Here is a 22,543-nt window from a genome sequence, read left to right as displayed (position 1 = left end):
CAAACTGAATAAAAGGAGACATAATAATGGAAAAAAATCGTTTGTATATTCTCATTTCTGCTGGAGTAGCCATCCTTGGTTCACTCTTGCCATGGGCTAGTTTAAATGCAGGTTCTTTTGGGTCCTATAGTGTGAATGGTTATCAAGGAGATGGGTGGTTTGTCATTATCGCAGCTATTGTGTCTATTGTTCTTGCGTGCTTGAATAACATGAATAAAGCAATGCCTAAAGGGTTCTCAATTGGTGTCATTGTTGCGGGTGCAATTGCAACTCTCGTCACACTAAATAGTCTCTTTAATGTAAATAAATACATGTCTAACTTTGGTGGATACGGCATTTCAATCGGCTTTGGTTTGATTTTGGCTATTCTTGCTAGCATTGCACTTGTTGTAACTGGTCTCTTGGCAATGTCAGGTGGTAAAATTACAAAAGAGTCATTTACTGAATTAGCTGAGTCTGGTAAAGATTTTGCTCAAACTGTCGGACGTGTAACAAGCTCTACCGTTAAAACTGCAGTCGAAGAAATCAAAAAAGAATCTCAAGAACGTAAAAAAGAAGAAACTACTGCTGAGAAAACAGAGACTGCTAAAGAGGAAACCGAGCAAACAGAAGAAGCTAAGGAACCAGCTAATGTGGAGGCTGAATCAGTAGCAGAAAACGCAGAACCAGTAAAAGAAGAAACTACTGAATCTGAAACAAAAACAGAAGCTGAGCCAGTAGCCGAACCAACAGAAACAGAGGCTGAAGCTGAAACTGTAACAGAATCAACGGAAACAGAACCTACTGAAACTGAAAAAGAGGCTAAATCAGCAGAAGAAAACGCAGAACCAGTAAAAGAAACAGAAGTAAAAAATCAACAAGAAGAAAAAGCTCCAAATCAAGAGAATTAATCATTCTTCTACCCTCACTCCAGTAAACACTGGAGTGATTTTTTATCAAGATTTTTAATAAAATCAGGGAAAAGACTTGCCAAACTTATCAGAATCTGATAGACTAGTATGGTAACAATCTATGGCTCGCAAAGAGACCATGGCAGAAAGGAAATATTGCAAAATGAAAAAAGATATCCATCCAGAATATCGCCCAGTTGTCTTCATGGACACAACTACTGGTTACAAATTCCTTAGCGGTTCAACAAAACGCTCTAACGAAACTGTTGAGTTCGAAGGCGAAACTTACCCATTGATCCGTGTGGAAATTTCATCAGACTCACACCCATTCTACACTGGACGTCAAAAGTTCACTCAAGCAGATGGACGAGTGGATCGTTTCAACAAAAAATACGGTCTCAAATAATGATAAAAAAGAACAGTTACCACTGTTCTTTTTTTGTACTTCTTTTTATGAACCAATCACTACTACTTTCTATTTGTCAACCTTCACGCTGACACTATATTGATTTCAAACGAGGTTAAAAAATATCGAAAAGAAGCTTGATATTTAGAATGGTCAAGATGATTGAAACTGCGTAACCTAGGATTGTGTTCCACTTGGCATTGGTGAATTCTCCCATCAGTGACTTCTTAGAGGTCAGATAGATTAAGGGGAAGATTGAAAACGGAAGAGCGATTGACAGAAAGACCTGTGAATAGACCAATAACTGATCCAAGGTTTTTTCTTGATGTCCAAACAAAACGGCAACAATGATCACAGGTAGTAAGGCAAAAATACGGGTACCGATACGGATAATCCACTGAGGCAATTTCAGATGCAAAAATCCTTCCATGACAATCTGTCCTGTCAAAGTACCTGTAATGGTCGAATTTTGACCACTTGCTAAAAGGGCTAAAGCAAACAAAGTTGACAGAGTTGAGCTAGCTATCGCTCCTGCTATTGTCGAATCCTGTAAAGCATTGTACATTTGGGAGAATGCCGAAATTTCAGATGAATGACCAAAAAAGAGAGATGCCCCTAAAATAAGAAGCAAGGAATTGACAATAAAGGCTAGGGACAACTGAAGATTTGAATCCCAGGTCATAAAACGCACGGCTTTTCGAACATCCTTCTTATCTTTGTGATTGATTTTTCTTGTTTGCGATAATGATGAATGAAGATAGAGATTATGGGGCATGACTGTCGCACCTACAATTCCTAGAGCCAAGGTTAATTGGCTTTCATGACCTGGTAACGGTGTTTCAAATAAAGTTGAAGTCGGTAAATAACCACCAAAGATACCCTGAATACTTGGATTGGATAAAGCTACCAGATAGGTAAAGATGGCTAATATGGTTAAAATAAGGGTCGTAACAATGGCTTCAATTTTTTTGAAGCCAAATTTCATCAACAACAACAAAAGAAATACATCTAAAACGGTTAAGAGGATAGCGACCATAATTGGTATTTTAAATAAAAGATTTAAGGCAATCGCTGAGCCTAGAACCTCGGCTAAGTCGGTCGCCATTAAAGCTAATTCTAAAATCACCCACAAACTATAGCGAAGCCATTTGGGAGCATGATGAGCTGTTGCCTGTGCTAGGTCCATCCTAGTCACGATACCGAGCTTTCCAGCCATCTGTTGTAACTGCATAGCAATGATGGATGAAATCAAAATAACAAATAAGAGACTATATTTGTAGGAAGCACCACCAACCACACTGGTAATCCAGTTTCCAGGATCCATATAACCAACTGCTACAAGGGCTCCAGGTCCTAAAAATGCTTTTAGATTTTGCCAAAAATGATTGTTATTGGGAGTTTCAATAGATTGATTGATCTCAGAAAGAGAGACTTTTTTGTAAGAAGACATCGGAATTTTACACTTTCTAATCTGTCTTTACCTATTTTCTTAATGGGATTTTTGAAAATATCATGAAAATAGTTTTCTATTTCCAATTCTTCCTTATTATATCACAATTTAGAATGATTCTTAAGGAAAGAATGATAGTTCAAATAAGCAATATCGGTATTGCAAAAGCCAGCGTTTTCTGACGCTGGCTTTAAAACTGTGAAAATTCTTTCTCAACTAGATTGCTTCTGTGACAAAACTACGGCTTTCTAGCACCTTGAGCATGGCATTAGCTGTATCTAGAGCTGTAAAGAGTGGTACACCGTGTTCAATGGCTGAACGACGGATTTGCTCACCATCTTCGTCAGCAGTTCGTTTGGTTCCGACAGTATTAATGATCGCTTGAATTTTCCCTTTGCGGACAAAGCTTGGGATATCTTGTTCATCGTCACCAATCTTACCAACAGGTTGAGCTTGAAGTCCATGACTAGCAAAGAAGGCTGCTGTCCCTTCTGTCGCAAGGATACCATAACCGATATTTTGGAAACGACGAGCCAAGTCCAAGGCTTCATCTTTGGCATCATCAGCGATGGTAAAGACCACATTCCCAAAGGTTGGCAAGTGTAGGTAAGAAGCTTCAAAAGCCTTGTAGAGAGCTTTTTCCAAAGTAGTATCAGAACCCATAACTTCCCCTGTTGACTTCATTTCAGGACCGAGCAAGCTATCTACCTTAGCTAGTTTCGTAAAGGAGAAGACTGGTGCTTTGATATGAACGCGAGTACTTTCAGGATAAAGTCCATCTTGGTAGCCAAGTTCTTCAAGACTTTGCCCAAGAATGAGCTTAGTCGCTACCTGAGCCATAGGGATATTGGTTACTTTTGAAAGGAATGGAACTGTACGGCTGGCACGTGGATTAACCTCAATAACGTAGACTTTTTCATTCTTGATAACAAACTGGATGTTCATCATGCCAAGGCAGTTAAGACCGATTGCTAGGCGTTTGGTGTAGTCTGCGATGGTTTCCTGAACCTTTTGCGACAAGGTTTGTGGTGGGTAAACGGCCATTGAGTCACCTGAGTGGACACCAGCACGTTCGATATGCTCCATGATACCAGGGATGAGAACATTTTCTCCGTCTGAGATGGCATCAACTTCACACTCCTGACCAACGATGTAAGAGTCCACAAGGACTGGGTGGTCTGGACTGGCCTTAACAGCGGTACGCATGTAAGAACGGAGGTCTTCTTCATTTTCAACGATTTCCATGGCACGTCCCCCCAAGACATAAGATGGGCGAACAAGGACTGGGAAACCAATCTTGCGAGCTGCAAGCACGGCTTCTTCTTCATTGGTAGCCGTTTGTCCTGGTGGCTGTGGAATATCCAAGTCTTTAAGGGCTTGCTCGAAGAGGTCGCGGTCTTCGGCACGATCCAAGTCAGCTACTTGGGTACCAAGAATGGTCACACCTGCTTTTGCCAAAGGCTCTGCAAGGTTGATAGCTGTTTGACCACCAAACTGAACGATAACGCCTTTTGGTTGCTCCAAATCGATAACATTCATGACATCTTCGAATGTCAATGGTTCAAAGTAGAGCTTGTCAGATACCGAGAAGTCTGTTGAAACGGTCTCTGGGTTTGAATTCATGATGATGGCTTCATAACCAGCAGCCTGAATAGCCTTAACAGAGTGAACAGTTGCGTAGTCAAACTCAACCCCTTGACCGATACGGATTGGACCTGAACCTAGGACAAGTACAGATTCCTTATCAGACTTGATAGACTCATTTTCCCAACCATAGGTTGAATAGAAGTATGGTGTTTCAGAGTCAAACTCTGCCGCACAGGTATCGACCATCTTATAAACTGGGACAATCTTGTTTTCCAAACGAAGTTGGCGAACTTGGTCAGCTGTCGTTTCCCAAAGCTCCGCAATCTTACGGTCTGAAAATCCATTGAGTTTAGCTGTTTTCAATACTTCTAGATCTTGTGGATGGGCACCTAATTCTTGCTCAATTTCAAAGATGTGCAAGAGTTTATCAAGATAAAAGATATCAATTTTCGTAAGCTCAGCGATTTCTTCTGGCGTGTAACCACGGCGAATTGCCTCCGATACGTAGAAGAGACGGTCATCTTGGGCTTTCACAACCTTTTCAATCAAAGCATCATCCGAAACAGTTGCTAGTTCAGGCATTTCATTGTGGTGAACCCCAATTTCAAGAGAGCGACATGCCTTGAGAAGTGACTCCTCAATGTTACGACCAATGGCCATGACTTCCCCAGTCGCTTTCATCTGGGTACCAAGACGACGCTCACCTTTTTCAAACTTGTCAAATGGAAAACGTGGGATCTTTGCAACGACGTAGTCAAGGGCTGGCTCAAACATGGCATAGGTTGAACCTGTAACTGGGTTGATGACCTCATCCAAAGTCAAACCAACGGCAATCTTGGCAGCCAATTTGGCAATCGGATAACCCGTCGCCTTAGAAGCAAGGGCTGACGAACGCGATACACGAGGGTTTACTTCGATAACATAGTACTTGAAGCTATGCGGATCAAGGGCCAGCTGAACGTTACATCCACCTTCAATTTTGAGGGCACGAATGATGCTTAAGCTCGCATCGCGTAGCATTTGGTTTTCATAGTCTGACATGGTTTGCGCAGGAGCAAATACGATAGAATCCCCTGTGTGAATCCCCACTGGGTCAAAGTTTTCCATGTTACAAACAACGAGGGCATTGTCAGCTGAATCGCGCATGACTTCGTACTCGATTTCCTTGAAACCAGCAATGGAACGCTCAATCAAACACTGGGTAACAGGTGACAGTTTCAACCCATTTTCAGCAATTTCACGTAGTTCTTCCTCATTGGCACACATACCACCACCAGTACCACCAAGTGTGAAAGCTGGACGAACGATAACTGGGTAGCCGATTGATGTCGCAAAGGAAACAGCTTCTTCCACTGTGTTGACAATTTCAGATTCAGGAATCGGCTGCTCAAGCTCTTCCATCAATTGTTTAAAGAGGTCACGGTCCTCCGCTTGGTCGATGGCAGACAATTTAGTCCCCAGAAGTTCGACACCAAGCTCATCAAGAATACCGTTTTTAGACAATTCCATGGCCATATTAAGCCCTGTTTGACCACCAAGAGTTGGAAGCAAGGCATCTGGACGTTCCTTACGGAGAATACGTGTCACAAACTCGAGTGTAATCGGTTCGATGTAGACCTTATCCGCAATCTCCTTATCCGTCATGATGGTTGCAGGGTTTGAGTTAACCAAAACAACCTCATAACCTTCCTCTTTCAACGACAAGCAAGCCTGGGTCCCAGCGTAGTCAAACTCAGCAGCCTGACCAATAATAATCGGACCAGAACCAATCACCATAATTTTTTGAATATCAGTACGTTTAGGCATTTATAAGATATTAAGGGCGTCAAGCGGACAAAGCTAAAATAGGAGTTATGACGAAGAACTGTCAGTTCTAGGAATAACTATCTTTTTAGCACCGTCCGTAGCCCGTATTCAGTTCAGCAAATACGGACCACCCTTCTCCTTTCTATTCGGCAACTCTCAGGTTGCCATTAAATAAATTCTCCGACGATTTTTTAGAGAAACGATATTTTTCGATAAAAAATCTAGTGCAGGGAGTTTTTAGTTCGCCCGATAGCGACTAAAAAACGACCTGACTTTCTATCGTCGCCTCACAGAGCGACATTAAATAAGATACAAAGGACGAATAGAAAGCGATTGAATTTTAGGAAACCAAGGAAGTATTGACAATCCAAGTTGGTTTCTCTAAATTCCGAGCTTTCCGTCCGTGTTCAGTTAAATAAATTCTCCGACGAGCTTTTACTCGTTCTTAGTTTGCTTGTTTAAAAGCTTCCATCATCTCGATAAATTCATCAAATAGGTAACTTGCGTCGTGTGGACCAGGAGCTGCATCTGGGTGGAATTGTACAGAAAAACCTGGTTGGTATCTGTGGCGAACTCCTTCAACTGACTTGTCATTGATTTCTTCGTGGGTAATGATCAAATGCTCTGGCAAGTCCTCACGGCTGACTGCATAACCATGGTTTTGGCTGGTAAAGTCTACGCGTCCTGTTGCAATCTCACGTACCGCGTGGTTAAATCCACGGTGACCAAACTTCATCTTATATGTCTTAGCCCCGTTTGCCATGGCAAAGAGTTGGTGTCCCATACAAATTCCGAAGATTGGAATTTTTCCTTGCACACCACGAATCATGTCCAGTGCTTCTGGAACGTCTTCTGGGTTACCTGGGCCATTTGACAACATAACTCCATCAGGATTGAGGTGGAGAATTTCTTCTGCTGTTGTTGAATAAGGAACAACCGTAACGTTACAGTTGCGCTTAGAAAGTTCACGTAGGATTGAGTGCTTGAGCCCAAAGTCTACTAAGACCACACTCAAACCAACTCCAGGAGCTGGGTAGGAAGTTTTAGTAGAAACCTGCTTGATATTGTCTGTCGGCAAGACTGTTGCTTGGAGCTGATCCGTCACATGGTCCATGCTGTCCCCAACGTGGGTCAAGGTTGCACGCATAGTACCGTGCTTACGGATAATCTTGGTAAGGGCACGCGTATCAATCCCTGAAATACCTGGAATTTTCTTAGCTTTCAAAAATTCATCTAAGGTCATTTGATTCCGCCAGTTGCTAGCTCTACGTGCCTCTTCAAAAACAACGACTCCCTTACAAGTTGGAATGATGGATTCGTAATCATCACGGTTAATTCCATAATTTCCCACCAAAGGATAAGTGAAGGTCAAGATTTGTCCATTATAAGACTGATCTGTAATGGATTCTTGGTAACCAGTCATCCCTGTGTTAAAGACGATTTCGCCTGTTACATCAATGTCTGCTCCGAAGGCCTTGCCTTCAAAAACTGTGCCATCTTCTAATACTAGAAGTCTTTTTGTCATATTTTCACCTCTCGTGGACGCTCTCTGGCGTCTTTTAACGTCTTGTGTTTTAGTTGGCATTTCTACTCGCCAATACGGATTCTAAGATTGCCATCCGAACAAAGACACCATTGGTCATTTGTTGGACAATGCGTGATTTTGGCGCTTCAACCAAGTGGTCAGCAATTTCCACATCTCGATTCACTGGGGCCGGATGCATAATGATTGCTGTTTCTTTTAAGCGATTATAGCGTTCTTGGTTCAAACCGTGTTGAGCATGGTAGTCTTCTTTTGAAAAGACCGCTCCACTTTCGTGGCGTTCATGTTGAACTCGGAGTAACATCAAAACATCCACCTGATCAACAATCTCATCAATAGTTACAAACTGTCCATAGTCCGCAAACTCTTGACTTCTCCATTCCTCAGGTCCTGCAAAGAACAGTTCAGCTCCCAAGCGTTTCAAAATCTGCATATTTGATTTGGCAACGCGTGAGTGGTCCAAGTCGCCTGCAATAGCAACCTTAAGACCCTCAAAGTGCCCAAATTCCTCATAAATAGTCATCAAATCAAGCAAGCTCTGGCTAGGATGTTGTCCCGAGCCATCACCACCATTGATAATAGAAGTTGTAATCGACGGACTCGCAATCAACTCTCTGTAATAGTCGACCTCTGGGTGGCGAATCACACAGACATCCACTCCTAGAGCAGATAGGGTCAAGATGGTATCATACAATGTCTCACCCTTATTGACCGAACTAGTCTTCACATCAAAGTCAAGTCGTTCCAGCCCCAGCTTAATCTCTGCCACTTCAAAGGACTTATGTGTCCGTGTAGAATCTTCAAAGAAGAGATTCGATACGATAGGTTTGTTCTCGTAGGGAAGTTGGGCTCCGTTTTTAAACTCGATTCCTCGTTTGATCAATTTCATCACTTGATCGACAGTGAGGTCTTCCATGGAAACCACATGGTTCAGTGCTTGTTGATTTTCTGACATGGCTACTCCTTCAGCTTTCTAAGCTTCTTCAGTAATCAGAACTCTGTCTTGGCCATCAAGTTCTGTCATCTCTACGATGATTTCTTCAGAACGGCTAGTTGGGATATTTTTCCCAACGTAATCTGGACGGATAGGCAATTCTCTATGTCCACGGTCAACTAGCACCGCAAGACTCACGCGCGCAGGACGACCATGGCCGACAATGTTATCAATAGCGGCGCGGATGGTACGGCCTGTATAGAGTACATCATCCACCAAGATAACTTCACGGTCTGTCACATCAACAGAAATCAAAGAAGTATCTTCTCCGCTTTTAACATCATCACGGAAAGGCTTGGTGTCCAGTTCCACAACAGGAACAGTGATATTTTCCAACTGCTCCAAGCGTTCTTTGATACGATGAGCGATGAAAACACCACGCGTTTTTATCCCAGCTAGGATAATTTTATTCAAATCCTTATTGCGCTCGATAATCTCATAAGTAATTCGCGTAATCGCTCGTTTGACAGTCAATTCGTCTACAACTTCTTTTGTCTTCATGACAAACCTCCAAAAAGAAAAGTCTCCTTCTACAAGGAGACTTGAAATGTATAGCCAAGCGAGCCCTACTATAAACAGTATAGACTTCACCCTTCTACTTTATCGCGCTCCTTGCCTGCCTCACGGGACAGGTTTAAAGGACTATTTAGTTACCATTTACTATAGCACAAAGCACCCTTAAAATCAAGCAAAAACTTTTTCAGAGTCCCCTTAAACATTACTAAAATCATATAATTGGGGATAGTGGTCACATTCTGGATTTTTGGGATGGCAGATAGCTCGTCCAAAGTAAATCATGGCCTGGTGGGCAGCTAACCATTCTTCTGGTGGCAGAACGTCCATAACACGTTTTTCTACTTCAAGTGGCGTAGCTGATTTTTTAACGATATCGTGATGCTTACAGATACGCTCCACATGAGTATCGACTGCGAAGGCTGGGATTCCAAAGCCCACACTCATGACAACATTGGCTGTTTTACGACCAACACCAGCTAGACTTTCTAATTCCTCTCGAGTCTGAGGCACTTGACCATCAAAATCCTCTAGTAACTGTTGGGCACATTTTTTAAGGAATTTAGCCTTATTTCGATACAGTCCCAGACGAGAAATGTGTGAAGCAATTTCACTTTCAGTCGCGACAGACATGGCTTGTGGTGTCGGAAAGGCAGCGAAGAGACCTGGTGTGGCCTTATTTACCGCTGCATCTGTCGTCTGAGCTGACAACATCACCGCAACCAAGAGTTCAAAATGGTTGGTAAAATCAAGACTAGGCTTAGCATCTGGAAAGAGGGCAATAATTTCCTCTATGACATGACGGGCACGTTTCTTGGATAAAACCATCTACTCATCTCCATCAAATAGTCCTTGCAAGCCAGCAAATGGACTGTTTTCTTCTTTCTTGACTGCTTGTTGGGCTTGATATTCGTCTTCAGTCATAATTTGCCAGTCATTTCCTGACACAAAACCTTGGCCCGCCTCTTCTTCTGCCGTCAAGACCTTGATTGGGATATTGAGCAAGATATTATCTGCTACGCTCTCAGCAAGGTCGATTTCTCCATTTTCGATAGGCAAGACCAAATCATCATCTAGAACTTCCTGGTCCAGTTGGTTGGTCGCTCCTTCCATGAAGACCTCTGTGACTGGATAAGACTCAGCCAACTCAACTGGCTCCATACTGCGGCTGGAAGCAAGGACAATGGTATATGACAACTGATAATCTAAGAAATACAGACGGTCTTCGTACTGTACCTTCCCCACTGCAAGGATATCTTTGACATCTAAAATCTCTTGGTTCCGTTTACGCAAGTCTGCTGCCAGGTCTAAAGCTTGTTCAAAATGCAGGCCTTCAGGTTGCTTACGAATTTCTTGAATATTTAACTTCATATTTCCTCCATAAAGATGTACTCACTTGATTATACCATGAAAGGGCTATAAGTCAGCTTTCCAAACTTTGATATTAAAATCTCCTTTTTAACATATTTACTATGACAAACTTTCCTATTAGTGCTATACTATAGGCAAGAATACATCAGAGCAAGGAGGATGCTCATATGGAGGACAAAGCACTCATCACTGAAGCTTACCAACTCCTTTCCGAGTTAAATAAAAGCTACCAAAGCTGTAAACAAGGAACAGCTGATGATCTTCGACTGCAAGAGCTGCTGAACACCACTCTTAAGGAACTAAAAACAGCAGAAAAACTGGACAACAGTATCTTAATCGACCTTGAGAAATTTTACCAACGTACCAGTCTTCTTATTGGACTAGGGAGCCTAAAACTAAACGATCAAGCTCGTACTGCTTGGCGCAACTATGACAAGTTCCACTACGAACATGTCAAACACGTACTGACTCTCTATGGACCTGTTTTAGGATTTTAGAGATTGAAATTACTTGTTTTCTATTGACAAAATTTCCTGAAAGGTATAGGATAGAGGTACTAATACTCGGAGGTAAGGGAGACATGAACAACTAAGTCTATCAAATAAAGAATCTTTATTTAGTAGATCTTGTTTTTGTCTCTTTTTGTGTGCTCTTTTCATACTAGATTTTCTAGTATCTTCTCCTCATTGAAAATCAAAAAACTAGAAAGCTATGCTCCTCTTGGGTTGGGTTAGGTAGATTCAAGCTAGTTTGACGAGTTTTTCAACGAGGATAATAGGGTTTTGACAGTGACTTTGGGCTCTACTAGATAAAGTAGAGCTTTTTGTTATGCACTATGGACATTCTAGAAAGGGCAAGAATATGATAAAAATCAATCATCTAACTATCACGCAAAACAAAGATCTACGAGATCTTGTATCTGACCTAAGCATGACTATCCAAGACGGGGAAAAGGTTGCTATTATTGGTGAAGAAGGAAATGGTAAATCGACTTTACTACGAGCTTTAATGGGGGAAGCATTACCTGATTTTACTATCAAGGGCGACATCCAGTCTGATCTTCAATCACTGGCCTACATTCCTCAAAAACTCCCTGAAATCCTGAAAAATAGGACTCTACACGACTACTTCTTTTTGGATTCTGCTGATTTAGACTACAGTATTCTTTATCGTTTGGCGGAGGAATTGCACTTTGATAGCGACCGTTTTGCTAGCGACCAAGAAATTGGCAGTCTATCAGGGGGCGAAGCTTTGAAAATTCAACTCATCCATGAGTTGGCAAAACCTTTTGAGATTCTATTTTTAGATGAACCTTCAAATGACCTAGACCTTGAGACGGTTGATTGGCTAAAAGGTCAGATTCGAAAGATTAGGCAAACTGTTATTTTCATTTCCCATGATGAAGACTTTCTTTCTCATACGGCAGATACTATTGTCCACTTGCGGCTGGTCAAGCATCGGAAAGAAGCGGAAACGCTAGTCGAGCATTTAGACTATGATCGCTATAGTGAGCAGAGAAAGGCTAGTTTTGCAAGGCAAAGTCAGCAAGCTGCTAACGACCAGAGAGCCTATGACAAAACCATGGAAAAGCATCGTCGCGTCAAGCAAAATGTAGAAACTGTACTTCGAGCTACCAAAGACAGTACTGCCGGTCGCCTATTGGCTAAAAAGATGAAAACTGTTCTCTCTCAAGAAAAACGCTTTGAAAAGGAAGCTCAGTCCATGACCCAAAAACCACTTGAAGAGGAACAAATCCAACTTTTCTTTTCAGACATCCAACCATTACCGGCTTCTAAAGTCTTAATCCAACTGGAAAAAGAAAATTTATCCATTGGCGAGCGCATTTTAGTTCAGGGGATACAACTCACTGTCCGTGGCCAAGATAAAATCGGTATCATCGGGCCAAATGGTGTTGGGAAATCAACTCTGTTAGCCAAGTTGCAGCAACTACTAAGCGCCAAAAGAGAAATTTCACTTGGTTATATGCCACAAGATTACCATAAAAAACTGCAATTGAATTTATCTCCAGTAGCCTATCTCAGCAAAACTGGGGAAAAAGAAGAACTACAGAAAATCCAATCTCACCTAGCCAGTCTCAATTTCAGCTATCCAGAGATGCACCACCAAATTCGCTCCCTATCTGGTGGGCAACAAGGTAAACTCCTACTTTTAGATTTAGTGTTGCGCAAACCAAACTATCTCCTTCTGGATGAGCCCACACGAAACTTTTCTCCCACTTCTCAACCCGAAATCAGAAAACTCTTTGCCTCCTATCCCGGCGGTCTGATCACTGTTTCGCATGACAGACGCTTCTTAAAAGAGGTCTGTACGAGTATCTATCGTTTGACAGATCGTGGTTTGGAAGTTGTTGATTTACAAGATTTATAAATGTTGAACATAGCAAAAATCCAGAGACGATCTCTGGATTTTTTTTACATTTGTTTCAAGCGTTCGATTCGTTCTGAGATAGGCGGGTGGGTATAAAAGAGTTTTTGAAGTCCGCCACCTTTCTTCGGATCATTGATATAAAGAGCGCTGCTGGCATCGTCAACATGGTGATGCATCGGCTCGCTATCCTCCAACTTACGCAAGGCATTGATCATCCCTTGAGGATTGCGAGTCAGCTCCACACTAGATGCATCCGCCAAAAATTCCCTCTGACGGGAAATGGCTAGTTGCACCAAGGTTGCTGCGAGAGGTGCTAGAACAATGGCTAAGAGAGAGATAACAAGCATGATAATCTCCAAACCATTTCCATCACGATCATTATCACTCCGCCTGCGACCAGCGCCACCCCACCACATCATCCGTCCTGCCATACTAGACAGAAGGGTAATAGCACTGGCAAGGGCAACAGCAATGGTCGAAATGCGGATATCGTAGTTTCGGATATGACTGACCTCATGCCCCATAACAGCTTCCAGTTCCTCGCGATTCATGATAGCCAGAAGGCCCGAAGTGGCTGCGACAGCTGCATTCTGCGGATTCGAACCTGTTGCAAAGGCATTTAAAGATGAATCCTCAATGATGAAAACACGCGGCATGGGAATCTGAGCGACCATGGCCATATCTTCTACTACATGGTAGAGGTCTGGAGCTGTTTGCTCATCAACCTCACGCGCCCCATTCATAGACATGACAATCTCTGTCGATTGAAAGATCATGGTCAGAGCGTAGATAAGGCCGATAATCAAGGCAATAATCATGCCACCAAGACCTGAACGCATAAAGAGATAGCCAACCGCATAACCAACCAAGGCCAAGAGTAGGAAGAAAACCAGCAACAAAATCCAGGTTTTTCGTTTATTGCACGCAATTTGATCAAACAACATCTTAGTCACCTAAACCGCTAAAGTCAACTTTAGGAACTGCCTTTTCCTCTTCAGGTGTTTGAAGGAAGTCTGCAGCTTTAAAGCCAAATAGTCCTGCGATGATGTTACTTGGGAAGCTTTCAAGTTTTACATTGTAGTTGCTGACAACACTGTTGTAGAGTTGGCGTGAGTAAGAAATTTTATTTTCTGTATTGGTCAACTCTTCTTGCAATTTGATAAAGTTAGCACTAGCTTTCAAGTCTGGGTAATTCTCTGCTACTGCAAAGATACCAGAAATCTGGCGGGTAAGGGCATCACTGGCCTTCATAGCTTCAGCTGGTGAAGTTGCTGCGGCTACTTGTCTACGAAGTTCTGTTACTTTTTCCAAAGTAGAACCTTCATATTTCGCATAGCCTTTGACTGTTTCAATCAAGTTTGGGAGGAGATCATTACGACGCTTCAACTGAACATCTATCTGGCTCCAAGCCTCCTTGGTCTGCATACGATTTTTAACCAAACCGTTATAGCTAACAATCACAAAAATAACAATCAGAGCCAAAACTCCAAGAATAATCCAAGTCATAATCTTATTCCTTTCTGCTTTTAGATTACTACCAGTATATCAAATTTTTAATGAATATGGTAAAATAAGATGATACTAGAGAAGGAAACTACTATGAAACCAGAAACATTTTACAGCCTACTAGCTGAGCAAAATCTTCCACTTTCGGACCAGCAAAAGAACCAATTTGAACGCTATTTTGAGCTCTTGGTCGAGTGGAATGAAAAGATTAACCTGACCGCTATTACAGACAAAGAAGAAGTTTATCTCAAACATTTTTATGATTCGATTGCACCTATTCTGCAAGGCTTGATTTCAAATGAAACTATCAAACTTCTTGATATCGGAGCGGGGGCAGGATTTCCTAGTCTGCCCATGAAAATCCTCTATCCACAGTTAGATGTGACCATCATTGATTCGCTCAATAAGCGCATCAACTTCCTTCAACTTTTGGCTCAAGAGCTGGATTTGGATGGTGTTCACTTCTACCATGGACGGGCAGAAGACTTTGCTCAAGACAAGAACTTCCGTGCCCAGTTTGATGTGGTGACGGCTCGTGCGGTTGCCCGTATGCAGGTTTTGTCTGAACTGACCATTCCCTATCTTAAAGTCGGCGGAAAACTATTGGCACTCAAGGCCAGCAATGCCCCCGAGGAATTGCTAGAAGCCCAGAATGCCCTCAACCTCCTCTTCAGCAAGGTCGAAGACAATCTCAGCTACGCCCTACCAAATGGAGATCCGCGCTACATCACTGTGGTCGAAAAGAAAAAGGAAACACCTAACAAGTACCCAAGAAAGGCTGGCATGCCCAACAAACGCCCACTTTAAACAATGGTGCCCCCTTGTTTAAAATTCAGAAAACCATTTACAAAATCAACTTCGCTCTCACATTTCTAGGCTCGGGAAAAATTCGTTTACAAAACGGACCCCGCTCTCGTATTTCTGGGCTCGGGAAAAAATGATTTACAAAATCATTTTTTTCTGCTATACTATCACAAGCAAAGGTTTTTAATGTCATCCTGTGAGGTGACGAAGGCGCAGATTTATATAAATTTTTAAAAGATAGCTATTTTTTAAAAAGTCTTACTCTGAGGGCCTATTGCTGCAAAATAATGGGCTCTTTTTTGGTGCCCAAAAGTGAGGTTTTTATGAAACAGGAATCAACTGTTGACTTGTTACTAGACGTTGATCAACGTCCTTCTGCTGGTAAAGGTATTCTTCTAAGCTTCCAGCACGTATTTGCCATGTTTGGCGCAACCATTCTCGTTCCCTTAATTTTGGGAATGCCCGTATCGGTTGCTCTCTTTGCATCCGGTATTGGAACACTTATCTACATGATTTCTACTGGCTTTAAGGTTCCAGTTTATCTAGGTTCTTCATTCGCCTTTATCACGGCTATGTCTCTAGCCATGAAAGAAATGGGAGGCGATGTCTCTGCTGCTCAAACGGGGGTTATCTTGACTGGTTTGGTCTATGTCCTTGTAGCAGCAAGTGTTCGTTTTGCAGGTACGAAATGGATTGATAAACTCTTGCCACCAATCATTATCGGACCTATGATTATCGTTATCGGTCTTGGTCTTGCTGGTTCTGCTGTAACGAATGCTGGACTTGTAGCAGACGGAAACTGGAAAAACGCTCTTGTAGCTGTCGTGACGTTCTTGATTGCCGCCTTTATCAATACAAAAGGAAAAGGTTTCCTTCGTATCATTCCTTTCCTCTTTGCCATCATCGGTGGGTATATCTTCGCTATGATGCTTGGTTTGGTTGACTTTACCCCAGTCCTTCAAGCAAACTGGTTTGAAATTCCTGGTTTCTACTTGCCATTTAGCACTGGTGGTGCCTTTAAAGAGTACAACTTGTACTTCGGTCCTGAAACAATCGCCATCTTGCCAATCGCTATTGTAACCATTTCAGAACACATCGGAGACCACACAGTCTTGAGCCAAATCTGTGGCCGTCAATTCCTAAAAGAACCAGGACTTCACCGTACGCTTCTCGGTGACGGTATCGCGACATCTGTATCAGCCTTCCTAGGTGGACCAGCTAATACGACTTACGGTGAAAATACAGGGGTTATCGGGATGACTCGTATCGCTTCTGTCTCAGTTATCCGTAACGCAGCCTTTATCGCCATTGCTCTTAGCTTCCTAGGTAAGTTCACTGCCTTGATTTCAACCATTCCAAATGCTGTGCTTGGTGGCATGTCCATCCTTCTCTACGGAGTTATCGCCAGCAACGGTCTGAAAGTTTTGATTAAAGAGCGCGTTGACTTCAGTCAAATGCGTAACCTCATCATTGCTAGTGCCATGTTGGTACTTGGACTTGGTGGAGCAATCCTTAAACTCGGTCCAGTAACCCTTTCAGGTACTGCTCTATCAGCCATGACAGGAATCATCTTGAACTTGATTTTGCCACACGAAAATAAAGACTAATCATCTATACACAAAAAATCCACTCGATTGAGTGGATTTTTTAATTACTTACTCTTTATTTCCAACAGTAAATCTTTCAATGAAATAATGGTCACGGCTAGTAAAATCATAGCCATACCGACAAAATCAATCGCATAAAACTGTTCCTTCATAATCAGAAAGGCAAAGAAAACGGCAGAAATTGGTTCTATGGAAGCTAATAAACTAGACTTAACAGGGCCTATCAGACTAGCTCCCTTTAGGAAAGCTGTATAGGCAAAGACCGTTCCGATGATGATAATCCCAGCAAATGCAAAGAGAAAATCTAAGCTGGTTGGTATGCTGGCTTGCAAAACTCCTGTGAAGGGAATAGCCACTACACCAGAAATAACCATCCCAACACCAATCACCAAAATACTGCCCCACTTCTTAATCAAAGCGATGGGAAGAATAATATAGAGGGCATAGGTCAAGGCTGAAAAGAGGCCCCAGAACAGACCTAGGGGTGTGACAGATAACTGGTCAACTTTCCCGTGCGTCGCAATCAGAAAAGTTCCTCCTATAGCCAATCCAATCGAAATAATCTCAGCTAGAGTCGGAGCTACCTTGTCCTTGATACAAGTATAAATCAAGATCCCAACGGGGCATACATACTGGAGAACTGTCGCCGTTCCAGCATTGGTCTCCTGAATGGCAGAAAGATAGGCAAACTGGTTTAAGAAAAGTCCGAACACTGCAAATAGCAACAGAGATAGCAGACTTTTTCTGTCTTTTAAAAAAGCATAGAGTTTATCCTTTGAAGTCGCATGGGATAAGATTACTAGTGCCAAGCCTGCAATGATAAGTCGCAAATTGGTCAAGACTAAAGCAGAAATCCCGTGTGCCATCAGGTATTGGCCACTGGTTCCAGACAAGCCCCAAGCAATCCCTGCAACTACTGTAAATAGAGTTCCTTTTACGGTCTTTGACATTCTTCCCCCTACTCTTCTTGGCGAATCATTTCCATGACTTGGTTTCGATCGACTATCCACTGGGCACGCTCATCCTTCTCATACGTTCGATTGGATAAAAAGATGGCGGCTTCCTGTTTCTCTCGATTCCACATGATGAAGGTACCTGTATAGCCCGTATGGTCCAGCCAGTCTCCTTCCAGATTCCAAGCTAGCGAACGCTCTTTATCCTCTAAGGGAGAGTAATTTCGACTTAAGTTTTCAGCAAAATCATCTTTCAAGTAATGTTCCAAAAAGATCTGCAAATCCTTAACAGTTGAAAACAAACCAGCACTTCCAGCGTGTTTCCCTAATAGACGGGCTTTAGGATCGTGAATAATTCCGGCCTCTACTCCTCTCACTGTTGGTACAGCTTGCTCAACTGGGCCGAACTTGGTCTCCTTCATCCTCCATGCTTCCAAAACTTGTTTTTTTATAATCTGATCCAAATCTTGGTTAAAGATTTTTTCCAAAAGAAAGCCCAAGAGTAAAAAGTGAACGTCCGAGTATAAGAAAGCAGGCTGACTTCGTCTATTGAGGTGAAACATAGCTTCTCTCAATTCCTCTGCACTTAACTGGTCTCGATTGGGAATAAAGGGGTCTAAATCCGTAGCATGGGTCAAAAGTTGCCGTATAGTGATCTCAAGATAATCACACTCCGGTAAAAAATCCGTTACCGGTCGCTCAATATCGAATTTCCCCTGCTGCCACAAGAAGATGAGAACCGTCCCTACTCCCACGACTTTACTCACACTAGCCAGATCATAAACCAAATCGCTCTCTGTTTTCAAGCCCCGTTCTGGATCACTCAATCCTAGATAAGACTCTTTCCATTCACCATCCTTATAATACGCAAAAGAGGCCCCGGGATAAATCCCTGCCTCGATTTGATTTTCTATTTTTCTTAGAATTTTTTCCCACTTCATGCTTCTTCAAACCACAATTCAATGTTATTGGCATCTTTACCAAGGAAGAATTTTTCAGACTTAGGGACAAAGTAGCCTGTCTTTTCAAATTTCTGACGAAGACTGGTTAGATCAAAATTCTTGACTAAAAATTTTAACATCGTCAGGTCCCAAGTGACATTGTTTTCAACAGCCAAATCTGGTCCTTGTCCTTTAGTAAAGGTAATTACTGGCGCTACTCCTTCGGGATCAAGTAAACTCTCTGTCCCTTCAGGCAAACGCAACTCCATAGAAACCTCAAATTGGCTCACGTATTTTATACTTGTATTTGAATAAAATTCAGGAACAGTTTCCAGTGGAACCAAATCTCTTATATCATCTTCTGCATGAACAAGGATCACATCCTCTTCAGGAGAAACAATCTCAAAAGCATACCCACGGTTTCCTTTAAATAGACGAGGAAGAGACTTCATCTGAGAAAGAAGAGCTTCAATTTCAGAAGGATTCTCAACCTTTATCAAGAGTCTAGCTAGCTTCTTAAGTCCTTCAACTTTGCGTGTTCGCATGCTTGGAGACTCTTCTAAAATCAATCTCTCCGTAGCTGTCTGATCACCTAGAGAAATAAAGGCAGACTCTTCCAGCAAAGGTTTCATCCCCAGGGTTTCAATGTAAAATTTTTCATTTAATTTTCGATTATTAACTTTCAAAGTCGGAACGATCCGAACAATCTCATTCACCTTCATATATTCCTCCAACTCTTTTATTTTAAAGGATTTTCGAATATTTTACAAGCCATATCTATTTTATTTAGAAATTTTACAAGAAAAAAACTGGGATTCCCCAGTTTCATTTCTTATAGGTAAAGTAGTTTAAATAGTGCTACTGCCGCAATAGCCGCTGCAATTGGAGCTACAACTGGAACCCATGCATACCACCATTTTGAATCACCCTTGTGTTGACCAAGAACTGATTTTGGAAGGAGTTCGTGAAGAAGACGTGGTCCGAAGTCACGAGCTGGGTTCAAAGCAGGTCCAGTAGGTCCACCGAGTGAAGTTACCAAGGCCATTACTAGGAAACCAAGTGCCAAGTGCGCAACTGAGATCCCAGCAGCTGTATGTGGAGCTACTTGAGCTTTCACTGCCAATTCACTTAAATCAACAGTTTGTCCAGCTTGAGTAGCCATTTGTTTCATGTATTGAAGAACCTCAGCACCAAAGAAGTTTTTAGTCAAACCAAGTGCTGCAAAGAAAAGAACAAATGAACCTACAAACTCATTGAGGAAGCCGTTAACAGTAGCTGCAAAACGTGATTCTTTTGTACCGTGGTCGATGCTTGAAATCGTTGAGAAGGTACCTAAGATATTGTTTGGATTTTCTGTCTTCAAGTAGTAAGGACGGTGAGTCGCTACAACCAAAGCTTGACCGAAGATTGCTCCCAAAACTTGTGCTAGGATGTAATATGGTACTTGCTCCCAAGAGAAAAGTCCACTAACAGCAAGTCCAAGAGTGAAAGCTGGGTTGATGTGGTTACCAGATACATTACCAAACATCAAGGCTGGGATCATAACCCCCATACCATAACCAACCGCGATAACGAGCCAGCCACTTTGGTGACCTTTCGTACCTTTAAGTTCAACGTTAGCAACTGCACCATTACCAAGAATGATCAAAATAGCAGTTCCCAAGAATTCTGTGGCATATTTAATAGCCCATGTAAAATCCATTTGATAGATTCTCCTTAAATTTTTTTAGACAATCCTTATTCTATCAATTTTTAGGCCTTTTAGCAATATCTTTTCTAAAAGAATCTATGGAAAACGCTTTATTTAACTTATCTTTAAGAAAAGGACAAAAGAAGTCAAACTCCTTTTGTCCTAATCGTTATTCTTGACGTTGACCAAAATCTGCAATCATCTGCTCCATCTCTTGGCGACTCGGAGTGGTCAACATATAAAGGTAGTCCCCTTGTAGCTCTGCAAAGGCTGCTGGCATGATTTTTTTGACCTTGAATTGCTGGCTGTACTTAGCAAGCAAGTCTTCTTCTGAATAGACATAGTTGGCATTGGCACGGCGAGAAGTAGCCAAACAATACTGTGGTTCAAACTCTGATACTGGGAACTCTTCACCTGTAACAATCGCCGCATAACCTTGGTAGAGATCCAAGGAGTGAGCGAAGTTATAAACATCAATGGTAAAGCCACCTGCAGGACGGTTATTGTACTCAATGGCAATGTAGTCGTCCCCGTCACGGAAAAACTCGATATGGAAAAAGCGCTCTTTCATACCAAATTCCTTGACAATGGCCTCGCCATACTTACGCAGTTTGGGATCCATATCCTTAAGCACATAGTAGGAATTGTCCATCTTATAAATCATGAGATCAAGTGGTGTATGGGCATAATCGAAAGTCGTTGAAAAGACGATATTGCCATCCTTGTCCACAAGCCCGTCAAAGGTACAGATTTCACTAGAAGTGACAAATTTCTCAAAGAAATACACGGTTGAATGGTCCCATTCAGCCTTAAAGTGATTTACATCGTCTTCTGTCTCAAGCTTAAAGGTTGCGGCCGCTCCCACTCCATTATCAGGTTTGGCAATCATTGGTAGACCGATTTCTTTCACTGCTTTATCCACATCTGCTTCCGTCTGGATAACAGCTCCAGGTACCACAGGAACGCCTGCTTTTTTGAAAAGTTTCTTCATTTCAGACTTAAACTTGGTCTTTTTGAGGTCCTCTGGTTTGGCACCAAAAATATTGAATTGCTCTCTGAGTGTTGCGTCCAGCTCAAGCCAGTATTCATTGTGAGATTCGATGCGGTCGATTGGGCCATGTTTGTAGAACAGAAAGGCAACAGCACGTTTGACTTCGTCTATGTTCTCAAGATTGTCCACACGGAAATACTCGGTCAGGCTATTGCGCAAAGGTTCATCTAGTTGTTCGTAAGGTTCTTGACCAATCCCCAAGACTGTAATGCCTTTATTGGCTAGCTCGATGGTAAACTGTTGAAAGTTTTGCGGATAGTAGGGAGAAATAACAAGGTAATTCATAGGCAACTCCTTTTATAGATACAGCTGTCCAAGAAAATAGGGCATTTGTTTGCGCCACCATTCCCAGTCATGGGCGACATCGTGTCCCCATTCAGCAAACCAGGCTGGAATTTGTTTCTGGTCAAAGGCTTCTTTGAGCTTGTAGAAGGATGGTAGACCGTCTTGTTCCCAAGCACCAAGGCCCGTGCAAACGACGATTTCTGCCTGACGGTAACGATCGATAAACCAGCCGTCGTTTTGATTCCAGATATAATCTACAGGTGAGTTTTGGTAAATAGCATCATCATTGTAGTAATCGCCAACGAAGAAACGTGCGTCGTAAACACCACTGAGGGCAATCACCTTGGTAAAGACATCTGGATGCTGGAGAAAGAAATTGAGTGCATGATAGGCTCCCATCGAGCAACCCGTTGTCATCATGCCATCAAACCAACCTGTCTTGTGCTTAATAAAAGGAATGGCCTCCTCAATCACATAGCGTTCGTAGGCGCGGTGCATCTCCGCCTGGTCATGACCATTTTTCCAACTAGCCAGCCAGCTCTCACTGTCAACACTGGATAGAGTAAAGAACTGGACGCGCCCTTCCTCGATAAAGGAAGCACAGGCGTCAATCATGCCAAAATCATAGTATTCGTTGTGACTGCCACCAGATGAAGCAAAAACAACAACTGGAATCCCAGCATGCCCATAGCGGTTGAGGTACATTTCACGATTAAGATTACCACTCCAGTGGCTAAGGTTTTCAATATGCATTGGCT

21 protein-coding genes are annotated in these 22,543 nt (G+C 42.4%); 6 read left to right on the top strand and 15 right to left on the bottom strand.

Features of this window, described 5'->3' with window-relative positions; all coding sequences use genetic code 11:
• Nucleotides 1–26 precede the first annotated feature (26 nt).
• Nucleotides 27–890, top strand: coding sequence for a lantibiotic ABC transporter permease (locus O3622_RS00450; protein WP_084882813.1), 864 nt, complete (start codon nt 27–29; stop codon nt 888–890).
• Nucleotides 891–1,053: 163 nt separating this feature from the next.
• On the top strand, nt 1,054–1,296 hold the full coding sequence (locus O3622_RS00445; RefSeq protein ID WP_000710762.1) for a type B 50S ribosomal protein L31: 243 nt from the start codon (nt 1,054–1,056) through the stop codon (nt 1,294–1,296).
• Between the two features lie 115 nt (nt 1,297–1,411).
• Here the strand turns inward: O3622_RS00445 and O3622_RS00440 are convergent, their stop codons facing one another.
• The 7 genes from O3622_RS00440 to O3622_RS00410 all read right to left on the bottom strand — a co-directional run bounded on the left by O3622_RS00440 (nt 1,412) and on the right by O3622_RS00410 (nt 10,560).
• The gene (locus O3622_RS00440) at nt 1,412–2,746 is read right to left on the bottom strand and encodes an Nramp family divalent metal transporter (protein ID WP_000100515.1); all 1,335 of its coding nucleotides are present in this window, start codon (nt 2,744–2,746) and stop codon (nt 1,412–1,414) included.
• A gap of 216 nt (nt 2,747–2,962) precedes the next feature.
• Nucleotides 2,963–6,139 (bottom strand): carbamoyl-phosphate synthase large subunit, encoded by a 3,177-nt coding sequence (carB, locus tag O3622_RS00435; protein WP_125388773.1) that lies wholly within the window; start codon nt 6,137–6,139, stop codon nt 2,963–2,965.
• A 445-nt stretch (nt 6,140–6,584) separates the two neighbouring features.
• Nucleotides 6,585–7,664 (bottom strand): carbamoyl phosphate synthase small subunit, encoded by a 1,080-nt coding sequence (locus tag O3622_RS00430; RefSeq protein WP_000166847.1) that lies wholly within the window; start codon nt 7,662–7,664, stop codon nt 6,585–6,587.
• Between the two features lie 49 nt (nt 7,665–7,713).
• Complete coding sequence (locus O3622_RS00425) at nt 7,714–8,637, bottom strand: aspartate carbamoyltransferase catalytic subunit (protein ID WP_001293854.1); 924 nt, start codon at nt 8,635–8,637, stop codon at nt 7,714–7,716.
• Between the two features lie 18 nt (nt 8,638–8,655).
• Nucleotides 8,656–9,177, bottom strand: coding sequence for a bifunctional pyr operon transcriptional regulator/uracil phosphoribosyltransferase PyrR (gene pyrR / locus O3622_RS00420; protein ID WP_000850018.1), 522 nt, complete (start codon nt 9,175–9,177; stop codon nt 8,656–8,658).
• 210 nt (nt 9,178–9,387) lie between these two features.
• Nucleotides 9,388–10,017 (bottom strand): endonuclease III, encoded by a 630-nt coding sequence (gene nth, locus O3622_RS00415; RefSeq protein ID WP_042767713.1) that lies wholly within the window; start codon nt 10,015–10,017, stop codon nt 9,388–9,390.
• Nucleotides 10,018–10,560 carry a DUF177 domain-containing protein gene (locus tag O3622_RS00410; RefSeq protein ID WP_000773190.1) on the bottom strand — a complete coding sequence of 181 codons (543 nt, stop codon included), beginning with the start codon at nt 10,558–10,560 and terminating at the stop codon, nt 10,018–10,020.
• Between the two features lie 167 nt (nt 10,561–10,727).
• On the opposite strand from O3622_RS00410, the gene O3622_RS00405 reads away from it, so the two are divergent.
• Together O3622_RS00405 and O3622_RS00400 are read left to right on the top strand one after the other, a co-directional pair.
• Entirely contained in the window at nt 10,728–11,057 is a 330-nt protein-coding gene (locus O3622_RS00405) for a hypothetical protein (protein WP_049520758.1), read from the top strand.
• Nucleotides 11,058–11,388: 331 nt separating this feature from the next.
• Complete coding sequence (locus O3622_RS00400; RefSeq protein ID WP_371606874.1) at nt 11,389–12,948, top strand: ATP-binding cassette domain-containing protein; 1,560 nt, start codon at nt 11,389–11,391, stop codon at nt 12,946–12,948.
• Nucleotides 12,949–12,992: 44 nt separating this feature from the next.
• Here the strand turns inward: O3622_RS00400 and htpX are convergent, their stop codons facing one another.
• Both htpX and O3622_RS00390 read right to left on the bottom strand, forming a co-directional pair.
• Nucleotides 12,993–13,892 carry a zinc metalloprotease HtpX gene (htpX, locus tag O3622_RS00395; RefSeq protein ID WP_371606873.1) on the bottom strand — a complete coding sequence of 300 codons (900 nt, stop codon included), beginning with the start codon at nt 13,890–13,892 and terminating at the stop codon, nt 12,993–12,995.
• Between the two features lies 1 nt (nt 13,893).
• A complete protein-coding gene (locus O3622_RS00390) occupies nt 13,894–14,454 on the bottom strand; it encodes a LemA family protein (RefSeq protein WP_000219838.1) in 561 nt (186 codons plus the stop codon).
• 93 nt (nt 14,455–14,547) lie between these two features.
• Between O3622_RS00390 and rsmG the strand changes: the two genes are divergently transcribed.
• Nucleotides 14,548–15,261, top strand: coding sequence for a 16S rRNA (guanine(527)-N(7))-methyltransferase RsmG (rsmG, locus tag O3622_RS00385; RefSeq protein WP_000801954.1), 714 nt, complete (start codon nt 14,548–14,550; stop codon nt 15,259–15,261).
• A 320-nt stretch (nt 15,262–15,581) separates the two neighbouring features.
• Nucleotides 15,582–16,865 (top strand): uracil-xanthine permease family protein, encoded by a 1,284-nt coding sequence (locus tag O3622_RS00380; RefSeq protein WP_000808282.1) that lies wholly within the window; start codon nt 15,582–15,584, stop codon nt 16,863–16,865.
• A gap of 44 nt (nt 16,866–16,909) precedes the next feature.
• Here O3622_RS00380 and O3622_RS00375 read toward each other — a convergent pair whose 3' ends face one another.
• The 6 genes from O3622_RS00375 to O3622_RS00350 all read right to left on the bottom strand — a co-directional run bounded on the left by O3622_RS00375 (nt 16,910) and on the right by O3622_RS00350 (nt 22,538).
• A complete protein-coding gene (locus tag O3622_RS00375) occupies nt 16,910–17,815 on the bottom strand; it encodes a DMT family transporter (RefSeq protein WP_049520755.1) in 906 nt (301 codons plus the stop codon).
• Between the two features lie 8 nt (nt 17,816–17,823).
• Nucleotides 17,824–18,759 (bottom strand): serine hydrolase domain-containing protein, encoded by a 936-nt coding sequence (locus O3622_RS00370; RefSeq protein WP_049520754.1) that lies wholly within the window; start codon nt 18,757–18,759, stop codon nt 17,824–17,826.
• Nucleotides 18,756–19,481 carry a CppA N-terminal domain-containing protein gene (locus O3622_RS00365; RefSeq protein WP_049520753.1) on the bottom strand — a complete coding sequence of 242 codons (726 nt, stop codon included), beginning with the start codon at nt 19,479–19,481 and terminating at the stop codon, nt 18,756–18,758. Before O3622_RS00365 ends, O3622_RS00370 begins: the two co-directional genes overlap by 4 nt.
• 110 nt (nt 19,482–19,591) lie before the next feature.
• Nucleotides 19,592–20,461 carry an aquaglyceroporin Gla gene (gla, locus tag O3622_RS00360; RefSeq protein WP_049520752.1) on the bottom strand — a complete coding sequence of 290 codons (870 nt, stop codon included), beginning with the start codon at nt 20,459–20,461 and terminating at the stop codon, nt 19,592–19,594.
• Nucleotides 20,462–20,618: 157 nt separating this feature from the next.
• Nucleotides 20,619–21,785, bottom strand: a complete 1,167-nt coding sequence (locus O3622_RS00355; protein WP_049485345.1) for an acetyl-CoA carboxylase biotin carboxylase subunit family protein — start codon at nt 21,783–21,785, stop codon at nt 20,619–20,621.
• 12 nt (nt 21,786–21,797) lie between these two features.
• The gene (locus O3622_RS00350) at nt 21,798–22,538 is read right to left on the bottom strand and encodes an esterase family protein (protein ID WP_371606872.1); all 741 of its coding nucleotides are present in this window, start codon (nt 22,536–22,538) and stop codon (nt 21,798–21,800) included.
• Nucleotides 22,539–22,543: the final 5 nt, after the last annotated feature.

It is taken from the genome of Streptococcus sp. 27098_8_51 (genome assembly GCF_041432205.1).
GTDB lineage: Bacteria > Bacillota > Bacilli > Lactobacillales > Streptococcaceae > Streptococcus.
This window is presented reverse-complemented; position numbering and strand designations above follow the sequence as displayed.